This is a genomic window from Bacillus sp. EU63, assembly GCF_038592915.1.
Lineage (GTDB): Bacteria > Bacillota > Bacilli > Bacillales > Bacillaceae > Bacillus > Bacillus velezensis.
Genome location: NZ_CP151944.1, coordinates 3,489,282 through 3,506,387, shown reverse-complemented (window position 1 = coordinate 3,506,387; position 17,106 = coordinate 3,489,282). Strand labels below are relative to the sequence as shown.

General features: G+C 43.0%; 13 protein-coding genes. 11 read left to right on the top strand and 2 right to left on the bottom strand.

Going from position 1 to position 17,106, the window contains the following annotated elements:
• Nucleotides 1–10 precede the first annotated feature (10 nt).
• The 3 genes from NYE38_RS17555 to tagH all read left to right on the top strand — a co-directional run bounded on the left by NYE38_RS17555 (nt 11) and on the right by tagH (nt 4,728).
• The gene (locus NYE38_RS17555) at nt 11–2,173 is read left to right on the top strand and encodes a CDP-glycerol glycerophosphotransferase family protein (protein WP_021494864.1); all 2,163 of its coding nucleotides are present in this window, start codon (nt 11–13) and stop codon (nt 2,171–2,173) included.
• A gap of 154 nt (nt 2,174–2,327) precedes the next feature.
• Nucleotides 2,328–3,155 (top strand): teichoic acids export ABC transporter permease subunit TagG, encoded by an 828-nt coding sequence (gene tagG, locus NYE38_RS17550; RefSeq protein WP_017418800.1) that lies wholly within the window; start codon nt 2,328–2,330, stop codon nt 3,153–3,155.
• Nucleotides 3,156–3,174: 19 nt separating this feature from the next.
• Complete coding sequence (tagH, locus tag NYE38_RS17545; RefSeq protein WP_029972833.1) at nt 3,175–4,728, top strand: teichoic acids export ABC transporter ATP-binding subunit TagH; 1,554 nt, start codon at nt 3,175–3,177, stop codon at nt 4,726–4,728.
• A gap of 34 nt (nt 4,729–4,762) precedes the next feature.
• Here the strand turns inward: tagH and galU are convergent, their stop codons facing one another.
• On the bottom strand, nt 4,763–5,641 hold the full coding sequence (gene galU, locus NYE38_RS17540) for a UTP--glucose-1-phosphate uridylyltransferase GalU (RefSeq protein ID WP_015240700.1): 879 nt from the start codon (nt 5,639–5,641) through the stop codon (nt 4,763–4,765).
• 277 nt (nt 5,642–5,918) lie between these two features.
• Here galU and wecB point away from each other — a divergent pair, with 277 nt between their 5' ends.
• The gene (gene wecB, locus NYE38_RS17535; protein ID WP_063636501.1) at nt 5,919–7,058 is read left to right on the top strand and encodes a UDP-N-acetylglucosamine 2-epimerase (non-hydrolyzing); all 1,140 of its coding nucleotides are present in this window, start codon (nt 5,919–5,921) and stop codon (nt 7,056–7,058) included.
• Nucleotides 7,059–7,109: 51 nt separating this feature from the next.
• Here wecB and NYE38_RS17530 read toward each other — a convergent pair whose 3' ends face one another.
• Nucleotides 7,110–8,030 carry a LytR family transcriptional regulator gene (locus tag NYE38_RS17530; protein WP_104842874.1) on the bottom strand — a complete coding sequence of 307 codons (921 nt, stop codon included), beginning with the start codon at nt 8,028–8,030 and terminating at the stop codon, nt 7,110–7,112.
• 177 nt (nt 8,031–8,207) lie between these two features.
• Here NYE38_RS17530 and NYE38_RS17525 point away from each other — a divergent pair, with 177 nt between their 5' ends.
• From NYE38_RS17525 to NYE38_RS17495, 7 genes are all read left to right on the top strand, one after another.
• Entirely contained in the window at nt 8,208–8,510 is a 303-nt protein-coding gene (locus NYE38_RS17525; protein ID WP_017418804.1) for a membrane protein, read from the top strand.
• Nucleotides 8,511–8,532: 22 nt separating this feature from the next.
• Entirely contained in the window at nt 8,533–10,650 is a 2,118-nt protein-coding gene (locus NYE38_RS17520; protein ID WP_021494105.1) for a SpoIID/LytB domain-containing protein, read from the top strand.
• A gap of 25 nt (nt 10,651–10,675) precedes the next feature.
• Nucleotides 10,676–12,166: an N-acetylmuramoyl-L-alanine amidase gene (locus tag NYE38_RS17515; protein ID WP_021494104.1), complete on the top strand. Its 1,491-nt coding sequence runs from the start codon at nt 10,676–10,678 to the stop codon at nt 12,164–12,166.
• A 253-nt stretch (nt 12,167–12,419) separates the two neighbouring features.
• Nucleotides 12,420–13,079, top strand: a complete 660-nt coding sequence (locus NYE38_RS17510; protein WP_017418807.1) for an exopolysaccharide biosynthesis polyprenyl glycosylphosphotransferase — start codon at nt 12,420–12,422, stop codon at nt 13,077–13,079.
• 36 nt (nt 13,080–13,115) lie between these two features.
• The gene (locus tag NYE38_RS17505; RefSeq protein WP_017418808.1) at nt 13,116–14,564 is read left to right on the top strand and encodes an MOP flippase family protein; all 1,449 of its coding nucleotides are present in this window, start codon (nt 13,116–13,118) and stop codon (nt 14,562–14,564) included.
• Nucleotides 14,561–15,757 (top strand): glycosyltransferase family 4 protein, encoded by a 1,197-nt coding sequence (locus NYE38_RS17500; RefSeq protein ID WP_340801874.1) that lies wholly within the window; start codon nt 14,561–14,563, stop codon nt 15,755–15,757. Before NYE38_RS17505 ends, NYE38_RS17500 begins: the two co-directional genes overlap by 4 nt.
• A gap of 4 nt (nt 15,758–15,761) precedes the next feature.
• Nucleotides 15,762–17,102 carry a UDP-glucose/GDP-mannose dehydrogenase family protein gene (locus NYE38_RS17495; RefSeq protein WP_017418810.1) on the top strand — a complete coding sequence of 447 codons (1,341 nt, stop codon included), beginning with the start codon at nt 15,762–15,764 and terminating at the stop codon, nt 17,100–17,102.
• Nucleotides 17,103–17,106: the final 4 nt, after the last annotated feature.

Below are 17,106 nucleotides of genomic sequence, written 5' to 3'. Positions count from 1 at the left end.
GAAAATAAGTATGGATGAAAATACCGTGAGCAAATGTATTTTGAAAAGCTTAAAAAATAATGTGGGAGACCTGGCACTCTCTATTTCACTTGAAAGCGAAGAACCGTTAGCTGAGGAAGTGAAATGTTATTTAAAATTAAAAGAACGGCGTTCCGGAGCCGAGGATGTTGTTATTTTAGAGAAAGAGAGCCCGGCTCAATATAGTGCATCAATTAATATTCACTCGTTTCCTGAACCTTTAGAAATGGGACAGACTTATGATTTTTATGTGGTACTGGGGGAACCGGCAGCGGAAGAAGAACAGCCGAAGCAGGTGCGTTTAACCGTGGAAGCTGAAGCGATTGAGCGTGCCTACCACCTTGATCATACGACTGAGCTGTTAATTTTACCTTATACAACCGATAAGGGCAATTTCTCTTTAAAGGTAAAAAGAGAAGCGAAAATTGTGAAGTTTGATGAGATTCAGCTGAAGGCAGAAGAGATTATGATTTCAGGGTATGCAGGATATCTAAGTTCGGAGAATCAGCTTTCAGTTAAAAACCTGCAATTTGTCATTAAAAAAGGGGGAGAAGATCCCGTAGAGAAACATTTCCCTATTAAAATGACGAAAAAAACGGAGAATATTGAACAGCTTCGGGAAGATGCATTCACCCCTGAAATTTTTGATTTCCAAATAAAAATTCCATTAAAAGATATTCCTTATTCTCTGGAAAAACGATTTGTCTACCGTATGTTTATGGAGTTTCATTGTGAAAACGACGAAGCTGAACCTATTGTTCTCAGCAGCACTCCGCTTGTGCTCGGAGACAGAAAAAATAAACTGAAAGGCCTCATAAGCGTTGTGAATAAAGACAGCGGACCGGTCAGGTATGAGGTATATAAAAAGAAGAAAAAGCAGACTGTCTGTATCCGTGTGAACGACTACAGCCTGAAAACAAGGATGAGATACTTCATAAAAGGGAAGAAAAAACGTTTCATTTCCAAAATGAAAAAACTGAAAAAACGCAGAAATTCCCTTATTACGAAAGGTTATAAAGTTGTTTTCAGAATGGCGAGCAAAATGCCTGTTAAAAGCAAGACCATTATTTTTGAAAGCTTTAACGGCAAACAATACAGCTGTAATCCGAGAGCCATTTATGAATACATGCAAATCAATCATCCTGAATATAAAATGTATTGGAGCGTAAATAAACAGTATGCAGCGCCTTTTAAAGAGAAGGGCATTCAATACATTAACAGGCTTTCTATCAAGTGGCTGTTTGCTATGGCGCGGGCAGAATATTGGGTCGTCAACAGCCGTCTGCCTTTATGGATTCCAAAGCCGGAACATACAACCTATCTTCAAACATGGCACGGCACGCCTTTAAAAAGACTTGCAATGGATATGGAAGAAGTTCATATGCCGGGTACTAATACGAAAAAATATAAAAAGAATTTTATTAAAGAGGCATCCAATTGGGATTATTTAATTTCTCCTAATGCCTACTCGTCTGAGATATTTGCGCGCGCCTTCCAATTCGATAAAACTATGATTGAATCAGGTTATCCGAGAAATGATTTTCTTCATAATGATAATAATAATGAGACAATCACAGCGATAAAAAGAAGGTTAAACCTGCCTGAGGATAAGAAAATCATTCTTTATGCGCCGACATGGAGAGATGACCAGTTTTATGCTAAAGGCCGTTATAAATTTGACCTTGATTTAGACCTGCATAAATTAAGGGAAGAGCTCGGAGATGAATATCTCGTTATTCTGAGAATGCATTATCTTGTGGCCGAAAATTTTGACCTCGGTCCGTTTGAAGGGTTTGCTTACGACTTTTCTGCACACGAAGATATTCGGGAATTGTATATGATTTCAGATCTGTTAATTACCGATTACTCTTCTGTATTTTTCGATTTTGCAAATCTGAAACGCCCGATGCTGTTTTTTGTTCCCGATATTGAAACATACCGGGATAAACTCAGAGGGTTTTATTTCGATTTTGAGAAAGATGCTCCTGGTCCGTTAGTGAAAACGACAGAGGAAACGATCGAGGCAATCAAACATATTTCATCACCGGATTATCAGCACCCGGTTTCATTCAAACCTTTTTATGACAAATTCTGTTATCTTGAGTCAGGACATTCTTCTGAGAAAGTCGTGAAAATTGTGTTTGAATCTGAATAATAGAAAAACCCCTTTGTATCAAGGGGTTTTTCTATTATGCTTTACAAACCTTTTAGCAGCATTTGCATGCGGCTTGAAAGTGAAAAAAAATTTGATTTCTGGTACAATTATCAGCGATGCTTTATAAAATCAAATCAACCTAAGGAAGATTAAAATGAATGCTGTAGTGAAAATACTAAAAGAGCAAGTAACATCATTTCCTTTAATCATGCGTTTAGCAGCCTACGAAACAAAGTCTAAATATCAAATGAATTATTTAGGCGTTTTATGGCAGTTTTTAAATCCTCTTATTCAAATGCTTGCTTATTGGTTTGTTTTTGGATTGGGGATCAGAAAAGGGGGGCCGATGGCTACAGGTGCCGGAGAAGTGCCTTTTATTTTGTGGATGCTTGCAGGTCTGATACCGTGGTTTTTTATAAGTCCGACAATATTAGACGGATCAAATAGTGTATTTAAAAGAATTAAAATGGTGGCTAAAATGAATTTTCCAATCAGTTCTTTGCCGTCTGTCGCCATCGCTTCTAATTTGTTCAGTTATGCAATTATGATGGTGATCTATATCATTGCATTGCTCGCCAGCGGAATCTATCCGAGCCTTCATTGGCTTCAATATATTTATTATTTTGTTTGTCTGATGGCTTTCTTATTTTCGTTCAGCTTGTTTAATTCGACAATCAGCGTGCTGATCCGAGACTATCAGTTTCTTCTGCAGGCAGTGACAAGACTTTTGTTTTTCCTCCTGCCGGTTTTTTGGGATATTAACTCAAAGCTGGGGGCAGCTCACCCGGAATTGGTTCCTGTCTTGAAGCTGAATCCGCTTTTTTATATAATTGACGGTTTCAGGAACAGCTTATTAGATGGTCAGTGGTTCTTTCAAGATGTGAAATATACACTGTATTTCTGGCTGTTCACCTTATTTTTGTTAACAGTCGGTTCTGTTTTACACATGAAATTCAGAGATAAGTTTATTGACTTTCTTTAATACGTAAGGAGATTGTACGATGAAACTAAAGGTTTCGTTTCGAAATGTTTCAAAGCAGTATCATCTTTATGAAAAACAGTCGGATAAAATAAAAGGTTTGTTTTTCCCTGCTAAAGATAACGGTTTTTTCGCTGTGCGAAATGTCTCCTTTGATGTATATGAAGGGGAGACAATCGGCTTTGTGGGAATTAACGGATCGGGTAAATCGACGATGTCCAATCTGCTTGCAAAAGTGATACCGCCGACAAGCGGTGAAATTGAAATGAACGGCCAGCCGTCGCTGATTGCGATTGCAGCCGGTTTAAATAATGCTTTGACGGGCCGGGATAACATAAGACTTAAATGTTTAATGATGGGGCTGACAAATAAAGAAATCGATGAGATGTATGAAAGCATAGTTGAGTTTGCTGAGATCGGTGATTTTATTAATCAGCCGGTGAAAAACTATTCAAGCGGTATGAAGTCCCGCCTTGGTTTTGCTATTTCCGTGCATATAGATCCGGATATTTTAATCATTGATGAAGCCCTCTCCGTAGGAGACCAGACATTTTATCAGAAGTGTGTTGACCGGATCCAGGAATTTAAAGAACAAGGAAAAACCATTTTCTTTGTGAGTCATTCCATTGGTCAGATTGAAAAAATGTGTGACCGTGTGGCTTGGATGCACTATGGTGAATTAAGAATGTTCGACGACACTGAAACCGTCGTCAAAGAGTACAAAGCATTTATCGATTGGTTTAATAAACTCTCCAAAAAAGACAAAGAGAAATATAAGAAAGATCAGGTTGCTGAACGTAAAAAAGAATCGCCTGAGCAGCAGGCAATTGTGAAGGAACAAAAGAAAAATAGTAAATCCGGATCAGCAGTCAATGCTATTCAAATTGCTATTTTATCAATACTGCTTGTGTTTATGGCAGGAACCATGTTTTTCAGCGCCCCGCTTCGTACTATCGCTTCCTTCGGTAAGATCGGATATCAAGATGATGTTAACAAGGGGAAAGACCAGATATTGGTGAACAAAAAAGGTTTCGTATTAAAAGACCAGACGCAGGCCTATAAAGATACAGAGCTGAAAAAAAAGGCGGACTTCCTTATTCCGTTCGGTGCTCAGGTGAAAGTGGTATCTGAAGACAGGCAATCAGCAAAGATCGAGGTCAACAATAAAACGTACTATATCCCGGAAAACGCAGCGGTCTATAACGAAAAAAGTTCAAATGTGAAAGCATCCGCTTTTTCTCCGTATGTAAAGCAGGGTGATACTGATCAACTTGTGTCACATCTCGGTGAGCGCGTTAATGATATTCAGCAAGAAATGAAAGAGCTGCAGAAAGAAGTGGTGAACGGCCGGGAGATGCTATATCTTAAAAATGGCGAGGTCAGTTATGTAGTGAATAATGGCAAGGCCGAGCAGCTTGTTTTCAGAGGAATATCAGCTATTACTCCGGCAGATCTATCCCTGAATAATAAAGATGTTATAAAGGGCAGCAGTGATCGGCAATTTATTGCGGCAAATGATAAATACGCTTTTATTATCAATAACGATAATCAAACTTTAACCTGCATTATAAAATAAAAAGCTGTTGGAATAAATCCAACAGCTTTTTTTCTTATAATTCATCTTTTCTTAACAGGTCTTCCATGAAAGGGATAAGGTGATCACGCAGTTCACGATCCTGCATCGCAAATTCTAATGTAGTGGTAATAAAACCCAGTTTTTCACCAACATCATACCTTTTGCCCTCAAAATCGTAAGCAAAAACCCGCTGGATTTCATTCAGCTTTTGAATAGCGTCTGTAAGCTGAATTTCTCCTCCGGCACCAATTTGCTGTTCTTCAAGGTACATGAAGATTTCAGGAGTGAAGACATAACGTCCCAGTATTGCCAGATTGGACGGAGCAGTCCCTTGAGCCGGCTTCTCAACAAAGTTCTTCACCTGATATCTGCGGCCTTCACTTGTCAGCGGATCAATAATTCCGTAACGATGGGTTTCTTCTTCAGGCACTTGCTGAACCCCTATAATAGAAGAAAGTGTTTTTTCATATTCATCCATCAGCTGGCGAAGCCCTGGTTTTTCAGCTTGAACGATATCATCTCCGAGAAGGACGGCGAATGGCTCGTCACCGATAAAATTACGTGCGCACCAAACGGCATGTCCAAGACCTTTTGGCTCCTTTTGCCGGATATAATGAATGTCAGCAAGATTAGAGGCTTTTCGGACTTTTTCTAAGAGTTCGACTTTCCCTTTTTCTTCTAGGTTTCTTTCCAGCTCTGGTGAGTAATCAAAATGGTCTTCAATGGCTCTCTTGCTTTTTCCCGTAACAATAATAATGTCTTCAATACCCGCTTCAACCGCTTCTTCAATTATGTATTGAATCGTTGGTTTGTCTACAATCGGAAGCATCTCTTTCGGCATGGCTTTTGTTGCCGGCAGAAAGCGTGTCCCTAAACCTGCAGCGGGAATTATGGCTTTGCGTACTTTTTTCACTTTAAAGCACCTTCCTTAGCGTCACTTAAATATAAGTTAAGATATCTATACAGACTCAGGCTTGCTGATATTTTCTGTATACCCGATATTTCATTTTTAACACTTTTAATGATATAAGATAAACCATTATTAAACAAGTTTTATCCGTAAAGCCTTAATGATATATCCTTTTTCATTTATGGGAAAAATAATACAAGATATTTAACCGGCGGATCATATCGTGTAAAATGGGTTGATAATGAAAAATGATCACAAACTTGATACAGGAGAAAGAGATATGAAAAAACTTAAAGTCATGACGGTATTCGGTACAAGGCCTGAAGCGATAAAAATGGCGCCCCTTGTGCTCGAATTAAAAAAACGCCCTGAAATAGAATCATATGTCACTGTGACTGCCCAGCATAGACAAATGCTGGATCAAGTTCTTCACGCATTTCAAATTAAGCCTGACTTTGATTTGAATATTATGAAAGAACGGCAGACGCTGGCTGAAATTACTTCAAACGCCCTGGTAAAACTGGACGGCCTGTTTAAGGAAATCAAACCTGATATTGTTCTTGTTCATGGTGACACGACAACAACCTTTGCCGGAAGCCTTGCAGCTTTCTATCACCAGATTGCAGTCGGACATGTGGAGGCCGGATTGCGCACGGGCAACAAATATTCACCTTTTCCGGAAGAATTGAATCGCCAAATGACCGGCTCGCTTGCTGATATCCACTTTGCTCCGACTCAGCAAGCGAAGCAAAATTTGTTGAATGAGAATAAAAAAGAAAGCTCCATTTTTGTTACCGGAAATACAGCGATTGATGCTTTGCATACAACGGTTCACTCTGAATACTCCCATAACATTATTGAAAAAATCGGCAATGACAGAATGATTTTACTGACGGCGCATCGCCGGGAAAATTTAGGTCAGCCGATGGAACATATGTTTAAAGCCATCCGCCGGATCGCAGATGAATTCAGCGATGTGCAAGTCGTTTATCCTGTACACCTGAATCCCGCTGTACGTGAAGCTGCTGATAAGCACTTTGGTGATTCGGAGCGCGTCCATTTAATTGAACCTCTTGAAGTGATTGATTTCCACAATTTTGCGTCAAGGTCGTATTTTATTTTAACTGATTCAGGAGGCGTTCAGGAGGAAGCTCCTTCCTTAGGAAAGCCGGTTCTCGTATTGCGCGATACGACTGAACGGCCCGAAGGAGTGGAGGCGGGCACTCTGAAATTAGCCGGTACTGATGAAGAAACGATTTATCAGATGGCAAAACAGCTGCTGACAGACAAGCAGGAATATGAAAAAATGTCGCGGGCATCTAATCCCTATGGAGATGGCATGGCGTCAAGAAGGATTGCTGAGGGGCTGCTCTATCAATTCGGACTGCGTTCAGAGCGTCCTGATTCTTTCGAGGTGTAACAAAAAAGCAGCTCCGCATAATGTATGCGAAGCTGCTTTTTCTGCATTAGTTTAAAGGTTGAGGCTGCTTCTCAATTCTTTAGTAATGGAAGCAAGACCGTTTTCATCTGCTTTATAATAGTAAATTCCGTTGATTTTAGTGCCGTCACCCTTCAGCTCATGCTGAATCACTTTCTTGCGGGCATCTTTATAGCCGGATTGAATATCCCACATATCATCAAAGGTTAAATTCGTTTTTACATTGTTCTCTACTACTTTAAACATATCTCCGAATTTCGTGACAGAAGAGATACTTGCCCCTTTATTGATAATACCCTCTATAATCTGCCGCTGTCTGTCTTGGCGCCCGAAATCCCCTTTAGGATCTTCTTTTCTCATTCGTGAGTAAGCGAGGGCTTCATCACCGTTTAATGAAATATTGCCTTTGCTGAAGGAATAACCGTCATAGTTGAAAGCGAATGTACTGTTGACAGTGATGCCTCCTAAAGTGTCAACGACATCTTTAAAGCTTTCCATATTTACTTTAATGAAATAATCTACAGGAAGGTTCAAGAAATTCTCCACAGTATCTACTGCCATTTGCGTACCGCCAAATGCATATGAATGATTGATTTTATCCATCGTGCCTTTGCCGATAATTTTTGTATAAGTGTCACGCGGAATACTGACCATTTCCGTTGTTTTTGTCTTTGGATTGACAGTAAGGTAAATGAGCGAGTCGGCCCTTCCTTTATCATTTTTACGTTCGTCCACTCCCATGATCAAGACAGAGAACGGTTCGTGTTTATTTATTTTCACCTCAGTGCTGCGTTTATTCGATTTGTTAATGTCTTCGTGAATGCTTGCGACGGTTGATGCCGCTTTATGCCATAGGTAGTATGTAAAGCCGCCGGAAACTAAAATAAAAATGCCGATGATTGTCAGGAAGACCAGTAACAAAGTCTTTTTCTTTTTTCTTCGTTTACTTCTCATCTCAATACACCTCATCTGTTTTAATTGGAAATCGAACTCCTAGAAAATGCACTTTTTTCTAATAGAATACAATAAATCCTAATATAGTCGAATGTTATCGAAAAAAGTTTCAATGTTTCTTAATTTTTCTTTAAAATAGATAATATATTGTCGATAATCCATAATGAGGTGAAAAAAATGAAAAAAATTTTTGGATGTTTGTTCTTTATACTGCTTCTCGCCGGGTGCGGAGTTAACAATGAAAAATCTCAGGGCGAGGATGCGGGTGAAAAGCTGGTCACGAAAGAGGGCACTTATGTAGGACTGGCGGATACTCATACAATAGAAGTCACTGTGGATCATGAACCGGTAAGTTTTGATATCACTGAAGAATCAGCCGACGATGTTAAGAATTTGGATAATGGCGACAAAGTGACAGTAAAATATCAAAAAAATAGCAAGGGACAGCTTATGCTGAAGGATATCGAACCGGCAAATTAATGAACAGGGGGACGCTGTAATCTTGAAAACTTGCAAACATTTAATAGGACTGACTCTAGCTGTTGTTATATTGCTTATACCGGCGGTTTCCTTTGCGGCAGATTCAAATATATCTGTTAAGCTGACAAATTACATAGGAAATCAATCAAGCATTTCTTTATCTCCAACCGGTTTTTATCAGGTTACCGGTGATCATGTGTCTGTAACCAACCGCTTTTCGGGGGCATCCCGATATGAGACGGCGGCTCTTGCATCTGACTCCCAATGGACGAATCCTAAAACCGTTATTCTCGTCAATCGTGATGTTTTTATCGATGCATTACCAGTAATTCCTCTGGCAAAAAAATTGGATGCGCCGGTGTTATTTACACAGCCGGACACTTTGACAAAAACAACAGAAAAACAGATTGCTAAGTTCAATCCCGATAATATTCTGGTCATCGGCGGGGCTAAAAGTATTTCAAAGGACGTTGAAAATAAGCTTAAGTCTTATGGAGCTGTGAAAAGAATCAGCGGGAAAAACCGTTATGTTCTGTCAGAAAACATTGCAAAACAAATGGGAAATTACGATAAAGCAATTGTTGTAACAGGTAATGTTTTTCAAGACGCTTTAGCCATTGCTCCGTATGCCGCTGCAAACGGCTATCCCATTCTACTGACTGAAAAGGATAAATTGCCGGATTATGATCTTCCGAAGCAAGTCTTAATTATCGGGAGTTCGTTCAGCGTGAGTGATGCTGTAGAAAATCAAATTAAAAAAACTTCAACTGTGCAGCGAATACCCGGATCAACACGGTATGAATTGACTGCTAATATCATTAATCAGCTAAAGTTGAAGGCTGATAAAGCCGTCATGACTAATGGAACGAAATATGCTGATGTCCTGGTTGGCGCTTCTTTAGCCGCCAAAAAAAACAGCCAAATATTATATATCAAACAAGATGATGTTCCTTCAGCAGCTAAATCAGTGACAAAAGAGAAGGCGTCGTATGCATACGACTTTATCGGAAGTACAAGCTCCATTTCCGCCGGGGTTGAAAATGAGCTTTCAAACCATTTTTACTTAGCCGGCGGAAGCACATACAACTTACAAATCAATAATGGAAAGTTAAATCTTAATCATATTAAAACATATGGGAATTCATTGAGAATAAAACCGGAAACGTACAATGAATCCAACCGGATCAGTTTGAATGGAAAAGAATACTTGGGGACGGTTAATTTTTCAATAGAGTCAGGCAAATATATCAGACCTGTAAATGAAAACATTCCTTTTGAAGATTATTTAAAAGGTGTCGTACCGAATGAAATGCCTGCAAGCTGGTCTCTTGAAGCGCTGAAGGCGCAAACGGTTGCGGCAAGAACATACTCAATTACGAAGACCGGGAGCACTGTTGCTGATACTACTGCTTTTCAAGTATATGGCGGGTACAGCTGGAATGCCAATACAACGAAAGCGGTGCAGCAGACAAAAAATAAGGTGCTGACTTACAAAGGGAATTTAATTACGGCGGCTTATTCATCGAGTAATGGCGGTTATACAGAATCAAGCGACGAAGTATGGGGTTCAAGCGTTCCTTATTTAACTGCGAAAAAAGACACAAAAGATCCTCAAACTGCCTGGAGTCTGACGCTTTCTAAGCAGCAAATCAATCCGGATTCAATTGATGTAAATAAGCCGGCCTCTTGGTTTGCTTCAAAGAATGAGACAAATGCAGCTCAACTGAGCGGTATTAAAAATTGGATTCTGAAAAATAAGGAAACAGGCGCTTCCGCCATTAAAATTTTAAAAATAGAAGATCTTACATTCAGCGGAACAACTAAAGGACAGCGGGCTAAAACAGCAACTTTGAAAGTGAATTACGCTGTCAAACAAAACAATGGAAATTACGAGGCAAATAAAACATCTGCAATGACTGTGCCGGTGACTGAATTGAGAACGATGATCGGAGCCTCCGTGTTTAAAAGCACTTATGTGACCGTCAGTCAAAACAGTTCTGCTTTTACAATCAGCGGAAAGGGATATGGACACGGCATCGGCATGAGCCAATACGGCGCTAAGGCAAGAGCGGATTCAGGAGATTCATATAGTTCAATTTTAAAATTTTATTATCCGGGCACTACATTGACTGACTATTAAATAAACAAGAGCAGGAGGAAGGCAATTGCGTTCTTATCTTAAAGTCCTGATCATTTCTATGCTGGGACTCATCTTATTTATCCCGTCAGCCTTAGCTGACAACGCGGTTAAAAGAGTAGGGGGAAGCAACAGGTACGGTACGGCTGCTGCGCTTTCCAAGCAGGTGTATTCAACAGCGAGTACAGCTGTTGTCGTCGGCGGAGGTTCGTATGCAGATGCTATATCCGCTGCCCCGATGGCATATCAGAAAAATGCGCCGCTGCTTTACACAAACAAAGATAATTTGTCATCAGAGACGAAAACCCGTCTGAAAGAATTAAAAACAAAAACGGTCATTATCGTCGGCGGAACGCCTGCTGTGTCAGCAAATACAGCAAATCAAATCAAAGCGCTCGGCATCAGTGTTAAGAGAATTTCAGGAAGCAACCGATATGATACGGCAGCTAAAGTAGCAAAGGAAATGCCTGCCGCCTCAAAAGCCGTTATTGCAAACGGATTTTTATATGCTGACGCAATAGCTGCAATTCCATATGCCGCAAAGAACGGATATCCAATTTTGTTTACGAATAAAACAGCTATCAACAGTGCCACAGCAGGAGCTATAAAAAGCAAGGGGATCAAAAGCTCTATTGTAGCAGGGGGAACCGGGAGCATAAATGCCTCTGTCTTTAAGAAACTCCCTTCTCCAAAAAGAATCAGCGGAAGCAATCGATACGAACTTGCGGCCAATCTAGTTCAGCAATTAAATCTTCCGACAGGCAATGTATTCGTCAGCAATGGTTTCGGGTATGCAGACTCCATAGCGGGTGCTGCTCTTGCTGCAAAGAAAAAACAATCTATCATTCTGACAAACGGCAGCAATCTTTCAAAAGAAACAAGAGTCTTTATCGGGAGAAAAAAATTAAGCAGCTTTACCATTATTGGGAATACCCCGGCTGTCAGCTCAAATGTTGCAAACCAGCTGAAAAATCCGGCAGCGGGAAAAACAATTTTAATTGATCCGGGTCATGGAGGGAAAGATTCCGGTTCTATAGGTAACGGCATTTTAGAAAAAGACGTCAATCTTGATATCGCTAAAAGGCTGAATACAAAATTAAATGCTTCAGGTGCTCTGCCGGTCATGACGAGGTCTAATGATACATTTTATTCCTTGCAGGAAAGGGTAAATAAAGGTGCAACCGCAGGAGCGGATTTATTCATCAGCGTTCACGGCAATGCAAATGATGCAACTTCTGCAAACGGAACTGAGACCTACTATGATGAGACATATCAAGCCGCTGCAAGCAAACGCCTGGCAGGACAAATTCAGCCTAAGGTTGTTAATGCATTAAAAACAAGAGACAGAGCGGTTAAAACAGCGCCATTCTATGTCATTAAGTATTCCAAAATGCCTAGTGTATTAGTAGAGACGGCTTTTATTACGAATCCGTCTGATGCAAGTAAATTAAAGCAAGCATCCTATAAGGAAAAGGCAGCTGCAGCCATCAATGATGGAATCGTGTCTTATTATAAGTAAAACTTTTATATATTTGTGTACGAGCCTGCTGGTCAAAATTGATCGGCAGGCTTTTTCGTTGTTTTCCGCTCATAATGATCCTTTTCAATTATAGTAGCGGCCGTTTATGGATATGAATAGATTTACAATAAAAAAACAATAATCAAAACATTCTAATAAACATTAACGCTTCCTTTACTTCCAATTAACATCCATCTGCTAAACTCACGGCATAGGTCATCAAACATCCCAACAAATCGTGAGGTGTGTGTCAGTGGGAGCAGAGAAAAGCATGAATGTAAATAATAACTATGCAGTGCGGCAGGGGACTTCCGCTGCCGTTACGGAAAGAACGGCCCGTTATTTGGCTTTTAAGCGATTCATGGACATTGTGTTTGCGCTTGCGGGGCTTTTGGCGGCGCTCCCGGTGGTGGGCCTGTTCTCCATACTGATTCGTCTGGAGTCCCCCGGCCCGGCTTTTTATAAGCAGGAGCGGGTAGGCAAAGACGGGAAGCCGTTTTATTTGTATAAGCTCCGCTCTATGAAAATAGATGCTGAAAAATCGGGGGCGGTCTGGGCGCTGAAAAAGGATCCCCGCGTGACAAAGGTCGGCGCTTTTATCAGAAGGACCCGTATTGATGAGCTGCCTCAGCTGGTAAATGTGCTTCGGGGAGAAATGAGCCTGATCGGCCCGCGTCCCGAGCGTCCCGTGTTTACGGAACAGTTTCAGGCTGAGATTCCGGGGTTTACGGAGCGGCTGGCCGTTAAGCCGGGATTAAGCGGGTGGGCGCAGGTCAACGGGGGATATGACATGACACCGAGGGAAAAACTGATGTTTGACTTATACTATATCCGCAACCTGACCTTTTCATTGGAACTGAAGATTATGCTCAAAACGTGCAAAGTGATCTGGACCGGTGACGGGGCGCGATAAAAATTCTGGTCAGCAGACAAAAAAGTAGGGAAAACGATGCCTAGTATTACAAATCAAATCTTGAGCGGCGCCAAATGGACAAGTATTTCGACAGCGTGTATTACGGTCATTCAAATCATCCAATTCGCCCTGCTCGGGCGGGTCATGTCACTGGCTGAATTCGGTCTTGTCGGCATGATCACAACGGTAGTGGTGTTTGCCCAAATTGCGCTTGATATGGGTTTTGGCGCCGCGCTCATTCAAAAAGATCATGTGACTGATAAACAGATGTCTGCCTTGTACTGGCTGAATATCATAACGGGGCTTGCGCTGTTTGCGCTGCTGTTTTTCAGCAGTCCGCTCATCGCCGATTTTTATCGGCGGGAGGAGCTTGTCTATTTAATCCGCGTGCTGGCCGTCATGTTTTTAATCGCGCCGATCGGTCAGCAATACCAGTATATGCTGCAAAAAGCGCTGGCATTTAACACGTTAAGCAAGATTGAAATCTTTTCAAATGTGCTGTCCTTCGTGTATTTGGCGGCCGCGGTTTTTTATACGGACCCGATTCTCGCCTATGTGATTTCTCAGGTGCTGCTGCAATCGTCAAAAGGCATTCTGTACTGGATGTCCTGCAGAAAAACATGGAGACCGGCGTTGGTTTTTGATCTGAAAGGAATGAAAGGCTTCTTTTCTTTCGGGGCCTTTCAGCTGTCTTCCCGGCTTGTGAACCGGCTCGGAGCGAATATTGATATGATTCTGATCGGCAGTTTTATCGGCGCCGAGGCGCTCGGCATTTACAATCTGGCCTACCAGATTGTCACGCTTCCGGTATTAAAAATTAATCCGATCATTACGAGAGTCGCGTTTCCCGTCTTTGCGAAAAACAAGCATGAAAACAGCGTTATCAGAGAAGGATTTCTTAATATGACCAAAATACTGGCGCTGATATCCTTTCCGCTTTTGCTCGGTTTGGTTTCAGTGTCGGATGCATTCGTGGCTTCGGTATTCGGAGAAAAATGGCTGGCGGCTGTCCCGGTTTTAAACGTTCTCGCCATCGTCGGGATTTTAAGGGTCCTGATGAATCCGAACGGATCTGTGCTGCTCGCAAAAGGGCGGGCCGATCTGGCGTTTTATTGGGACGCCGGGGTGATGCTGCTGTATGGTGCATCTTTGTACGCCGCCGTGCTGTCCGGAAATCTCTTGACGGTAGCCTGGACGTACGCTTTCATCAGCATCCTGAATTTCCTGATCGGGCGCTGGCTGTTGGCATATGTCATTAAGCTGCGTCTGTCGGCTTACTTCAAAGCCGTGGCCAAACCGTTTCTCCTTACGGCGGCAATGGGTGTCATCGCCTTTACAGCCAGCTTCGGCACGGAGCGGATCAGCCTTGATGTCAAGCTGCGTCTGGCAATCTCCGTAGTCTGCGGCGCGTTGTGTTATTTATTCCTGTTAGGAAAAGCTTATCCGCATATGAAAAGTAAATTAAGAAAAGGACGTTTGCTATGAAGGTATTGTGGATGACAAGTGTATATCCGAGCAGTGAGAAGCCGGGAGAAGGGGTTTTTCATGAGACGCAGGCCCAAGAACTGAGAAAGCTTGGCGCGGAGATGACCGTCATTTGTCCGCGGCCGAAACTTGCCGCGCCATTCCGGGTGCTGAAAAAGACATATCGGAAAAAGGATATCAGGCCGGCACATGAATGGCGGAAAGGCGTGTCCGTCCACCGGCCTTTTTATCAGGCGGTTCCCGGGCAGCTGAAATGGGCGCAGCCGCATAAAAGAATGGCGTCATCGGTTCTTTCCGCGATTAGAAATCATGGCCTGAAGCCCGATCTGATTCACGCGCATTTCGCCATGCCGTCAGGCGGAGCGGCCGCCATTGTGTCAAAGGCTTTAGGCATTCCGTATGTGCTGACCTTGCATGGCAGTGATGTCAATGTCTATCCGCATTACAGCAAAAGCGCTCATCGCGCATTTACATTTGCGGTGCGGGAAGCAGCCGATATTTACGCTGTGAGCGGCAGTCTGCGGGAACAAATGAAAAAGCTCATCGAAGCGGAGTGCAGCGTGCTTCCGATCGGCATCACGCTTGACGCCTTCCGAGAAAGGAACGAGACGAAAGAAGCCGTCAGAAAACGGCTCGGCCTTCCTCCGGATAAAAAACTGATCGTGTTCATCGGCAGGCTTGTCAAAGAGAAAGGTGTTTTCGACTTATCAAAAGCCGTTCAGTCATTGGATGAAAATTATGAAGCTGTCTTTGTCGGTGACGGTCCCGCCGCATCTTCATTGCGGGAAGCCGCTCATATCGTCACGGGGCAAGTGCCGAACGACAAGGTACAGGACTATCTGCTGGCCTCGGATGTAATGGCGCTGCCGTCCTACAGCGAAGGCATGCCGACTGTGGTCATTGAGGCGCTCGCTCTGAAGGTGCCGGTAATCTGCACCGATGTCGGAGGATTGGCTTCTTTATTCGGGAAACACCGGGGGTTGCTGATCAAGCCGGGTTCACCTGAGACGCTGGCAGAATCGATTCTGCGATATGACGGAGGAGAGGCTTGGACGCCGCAAACAGCCGAGGAACTTTATCAAACCGTCCGCACGTATTTTGACGCAAGCCAAAACGCGGAAGCGCTGAAAGAGAAATACCGATCCGTAATGAACCGGGCCGGGCAAGAGGAGAACCTTTCGAAAGAGGGATGAAGCTGTGAAAAAAATCGCTGTATTAGGAACAGGGTATGTAGGTCTTGTATCTGGAACTTGTTTTGCGGAAATCGGCCATCATGTGACTTGCTGTGACATCAATGAAGCGAAAATCAGAAGCTTGCAAAACGGAGTCATCCCGATATATGAACCGGGGCTTGAGGAATTAGCCGAAAAAAATGTCAGTGCCGGGCGGTTATCCTTTACGGCCGATATTGAGCCGGCTGTGAAAGCCGCTGATATCATCTATATCGCCGTCGGTACGCCGATGTCAAAGACGGGTGAAGCCGATCTGACCTACATTAAGGCAGCGGCGCAAACAATCGGAGAACAGCTGAACGGATACAAAATCATTGTCACCAAAAGCACTGTTCCGGTCGGGACGGGAAAGCTCGTTTACCAAATCGTCAGCGAAGCGTCAAAGGGAAAATATCCGTTTGATGTCGCGTCAAATCCTGAATTCCTCCGCGAAGGTTCGGCGGTGCGGGATACGATGCAGATGGAGCGGGCGGTTATCGGCGCCACAAGCGAACATGCCGCTTCGGTCATTGAAGAGCTTCATAAGCCGTTCCGTACGAAGATCGTAAAGACCAATCTTGAAAGCGCGGAAATGATTAAGTATGCCGCAAATGCTTTTTTAGCCGCCAAAATATCTTTTATTAATGATATCGCCAATATTTGCGAACGTGTCGGGGCGGACATTTCCCACGTGTCAGAAGGCGTCGGTCTTGACAGCCGGATCGGGAATAAATTTCTGCAGGCGGGCATCGGATTCGGCGGATCCTGCTTTCCGAAGGATACAACGGCTTTATTGCATATCGCAAACGCCGCCGGCTATCCGTTTCAAATGATGGAAGCCGTCATTGAAACCAATCAGAAGCAGCGGGTCCGTATTACGGAAAAATTGAACCGCGCCATCGGTCCCTTAAAAGGGAAAACCGTGGCCGTACTGGGGCTGGCCTTTAAACCGCACACAAATGACGTCCGCTCCGCCCCGGCTCTTGATATCATCACAAGTCTTAAAGAGCAGGGCGCTCACGTGAAAGCGTATGATCCGATCGCGATTCCCGAAGCGTCAGCGATATTAGGAGACGGCGGCATTGAATATCACACAGAGCTGTACAGTGCCATCAAAAACGCGGACGCATGCCTGATTACAACAGATTGGCCGGAAGTCAAGGAGATGGATCTTCAGAGAGTGAAGCAGCTGCTCAAACAGCCGGTCATCATTGACGGCAGAAATATGTTTCCGTTGGAGTATATGAGGGTTTCAGGATTCACTTATCATTCCGTCGGACGTCCGGCGGTTCATGCCGATCGGCAAATAAAAGAACTGGCAAGATAGAAAA

Excerpts from the sequence above, each read along its gene's own strand:
- NYE38_RS17505 (WP_017418808.1), top strand. The coding sequence starts at position 13,116 with ATGCCTAGTATTACAAATCAAATCTTGAGCGGCGCCAAATGGACAAGT.
- NYE38_RS17530 (WP_104842874.1), bottom strand. The coding sequence starts at position 8,030 with ATGAGAAGTAAACGAAGAAAAAAGAAAAAGACTTTGTTACTGGTCTTC.
- tagG (WP_017418800.1), top strand. The coding sequence starts at position 2,328 with ATGAATGCTGTAGTGAAAATACTAAAAGAGCAAGTAACATCATTTCCT.
- NYE38_RS17555 (WP_021494864.1), top strand. The coding sequence starts at position 11 with ATGGATGAAAATACCGTGAGCAAATGTATTTTGAAAAGCTTAAAAAAT.
- NYE38_RS17525 (WP_017418804.1), top strand. The coding sequence starts at position 8,208 with ATGAAAAAAATTTTTGGATGTTTGTTCTTTATACTGCTTCTCGCCGGG.
- NYE38_RS17500 (WP_340801874.1), top strand. The coding sequence starts at position 14,561 with ATGAAGGTATTGTGGATGACAAGTGTATATCCGAGCAGTGAGAAGCCG.
- wecB (WP_063636501.1), top strand. The coding sequence starts at position 5,919 with ATGAAAAAACTTAAAGTCATGACGGTATTCGGTACAAGGCCTGAAGCG.
- tagH (WP_029972833.1), top strand. The coding sequence starts at position 3,175 with ATGAAACTAAAGGTTTCGTTTCGAAATGTTTCAAAGCAGTATCATCTT.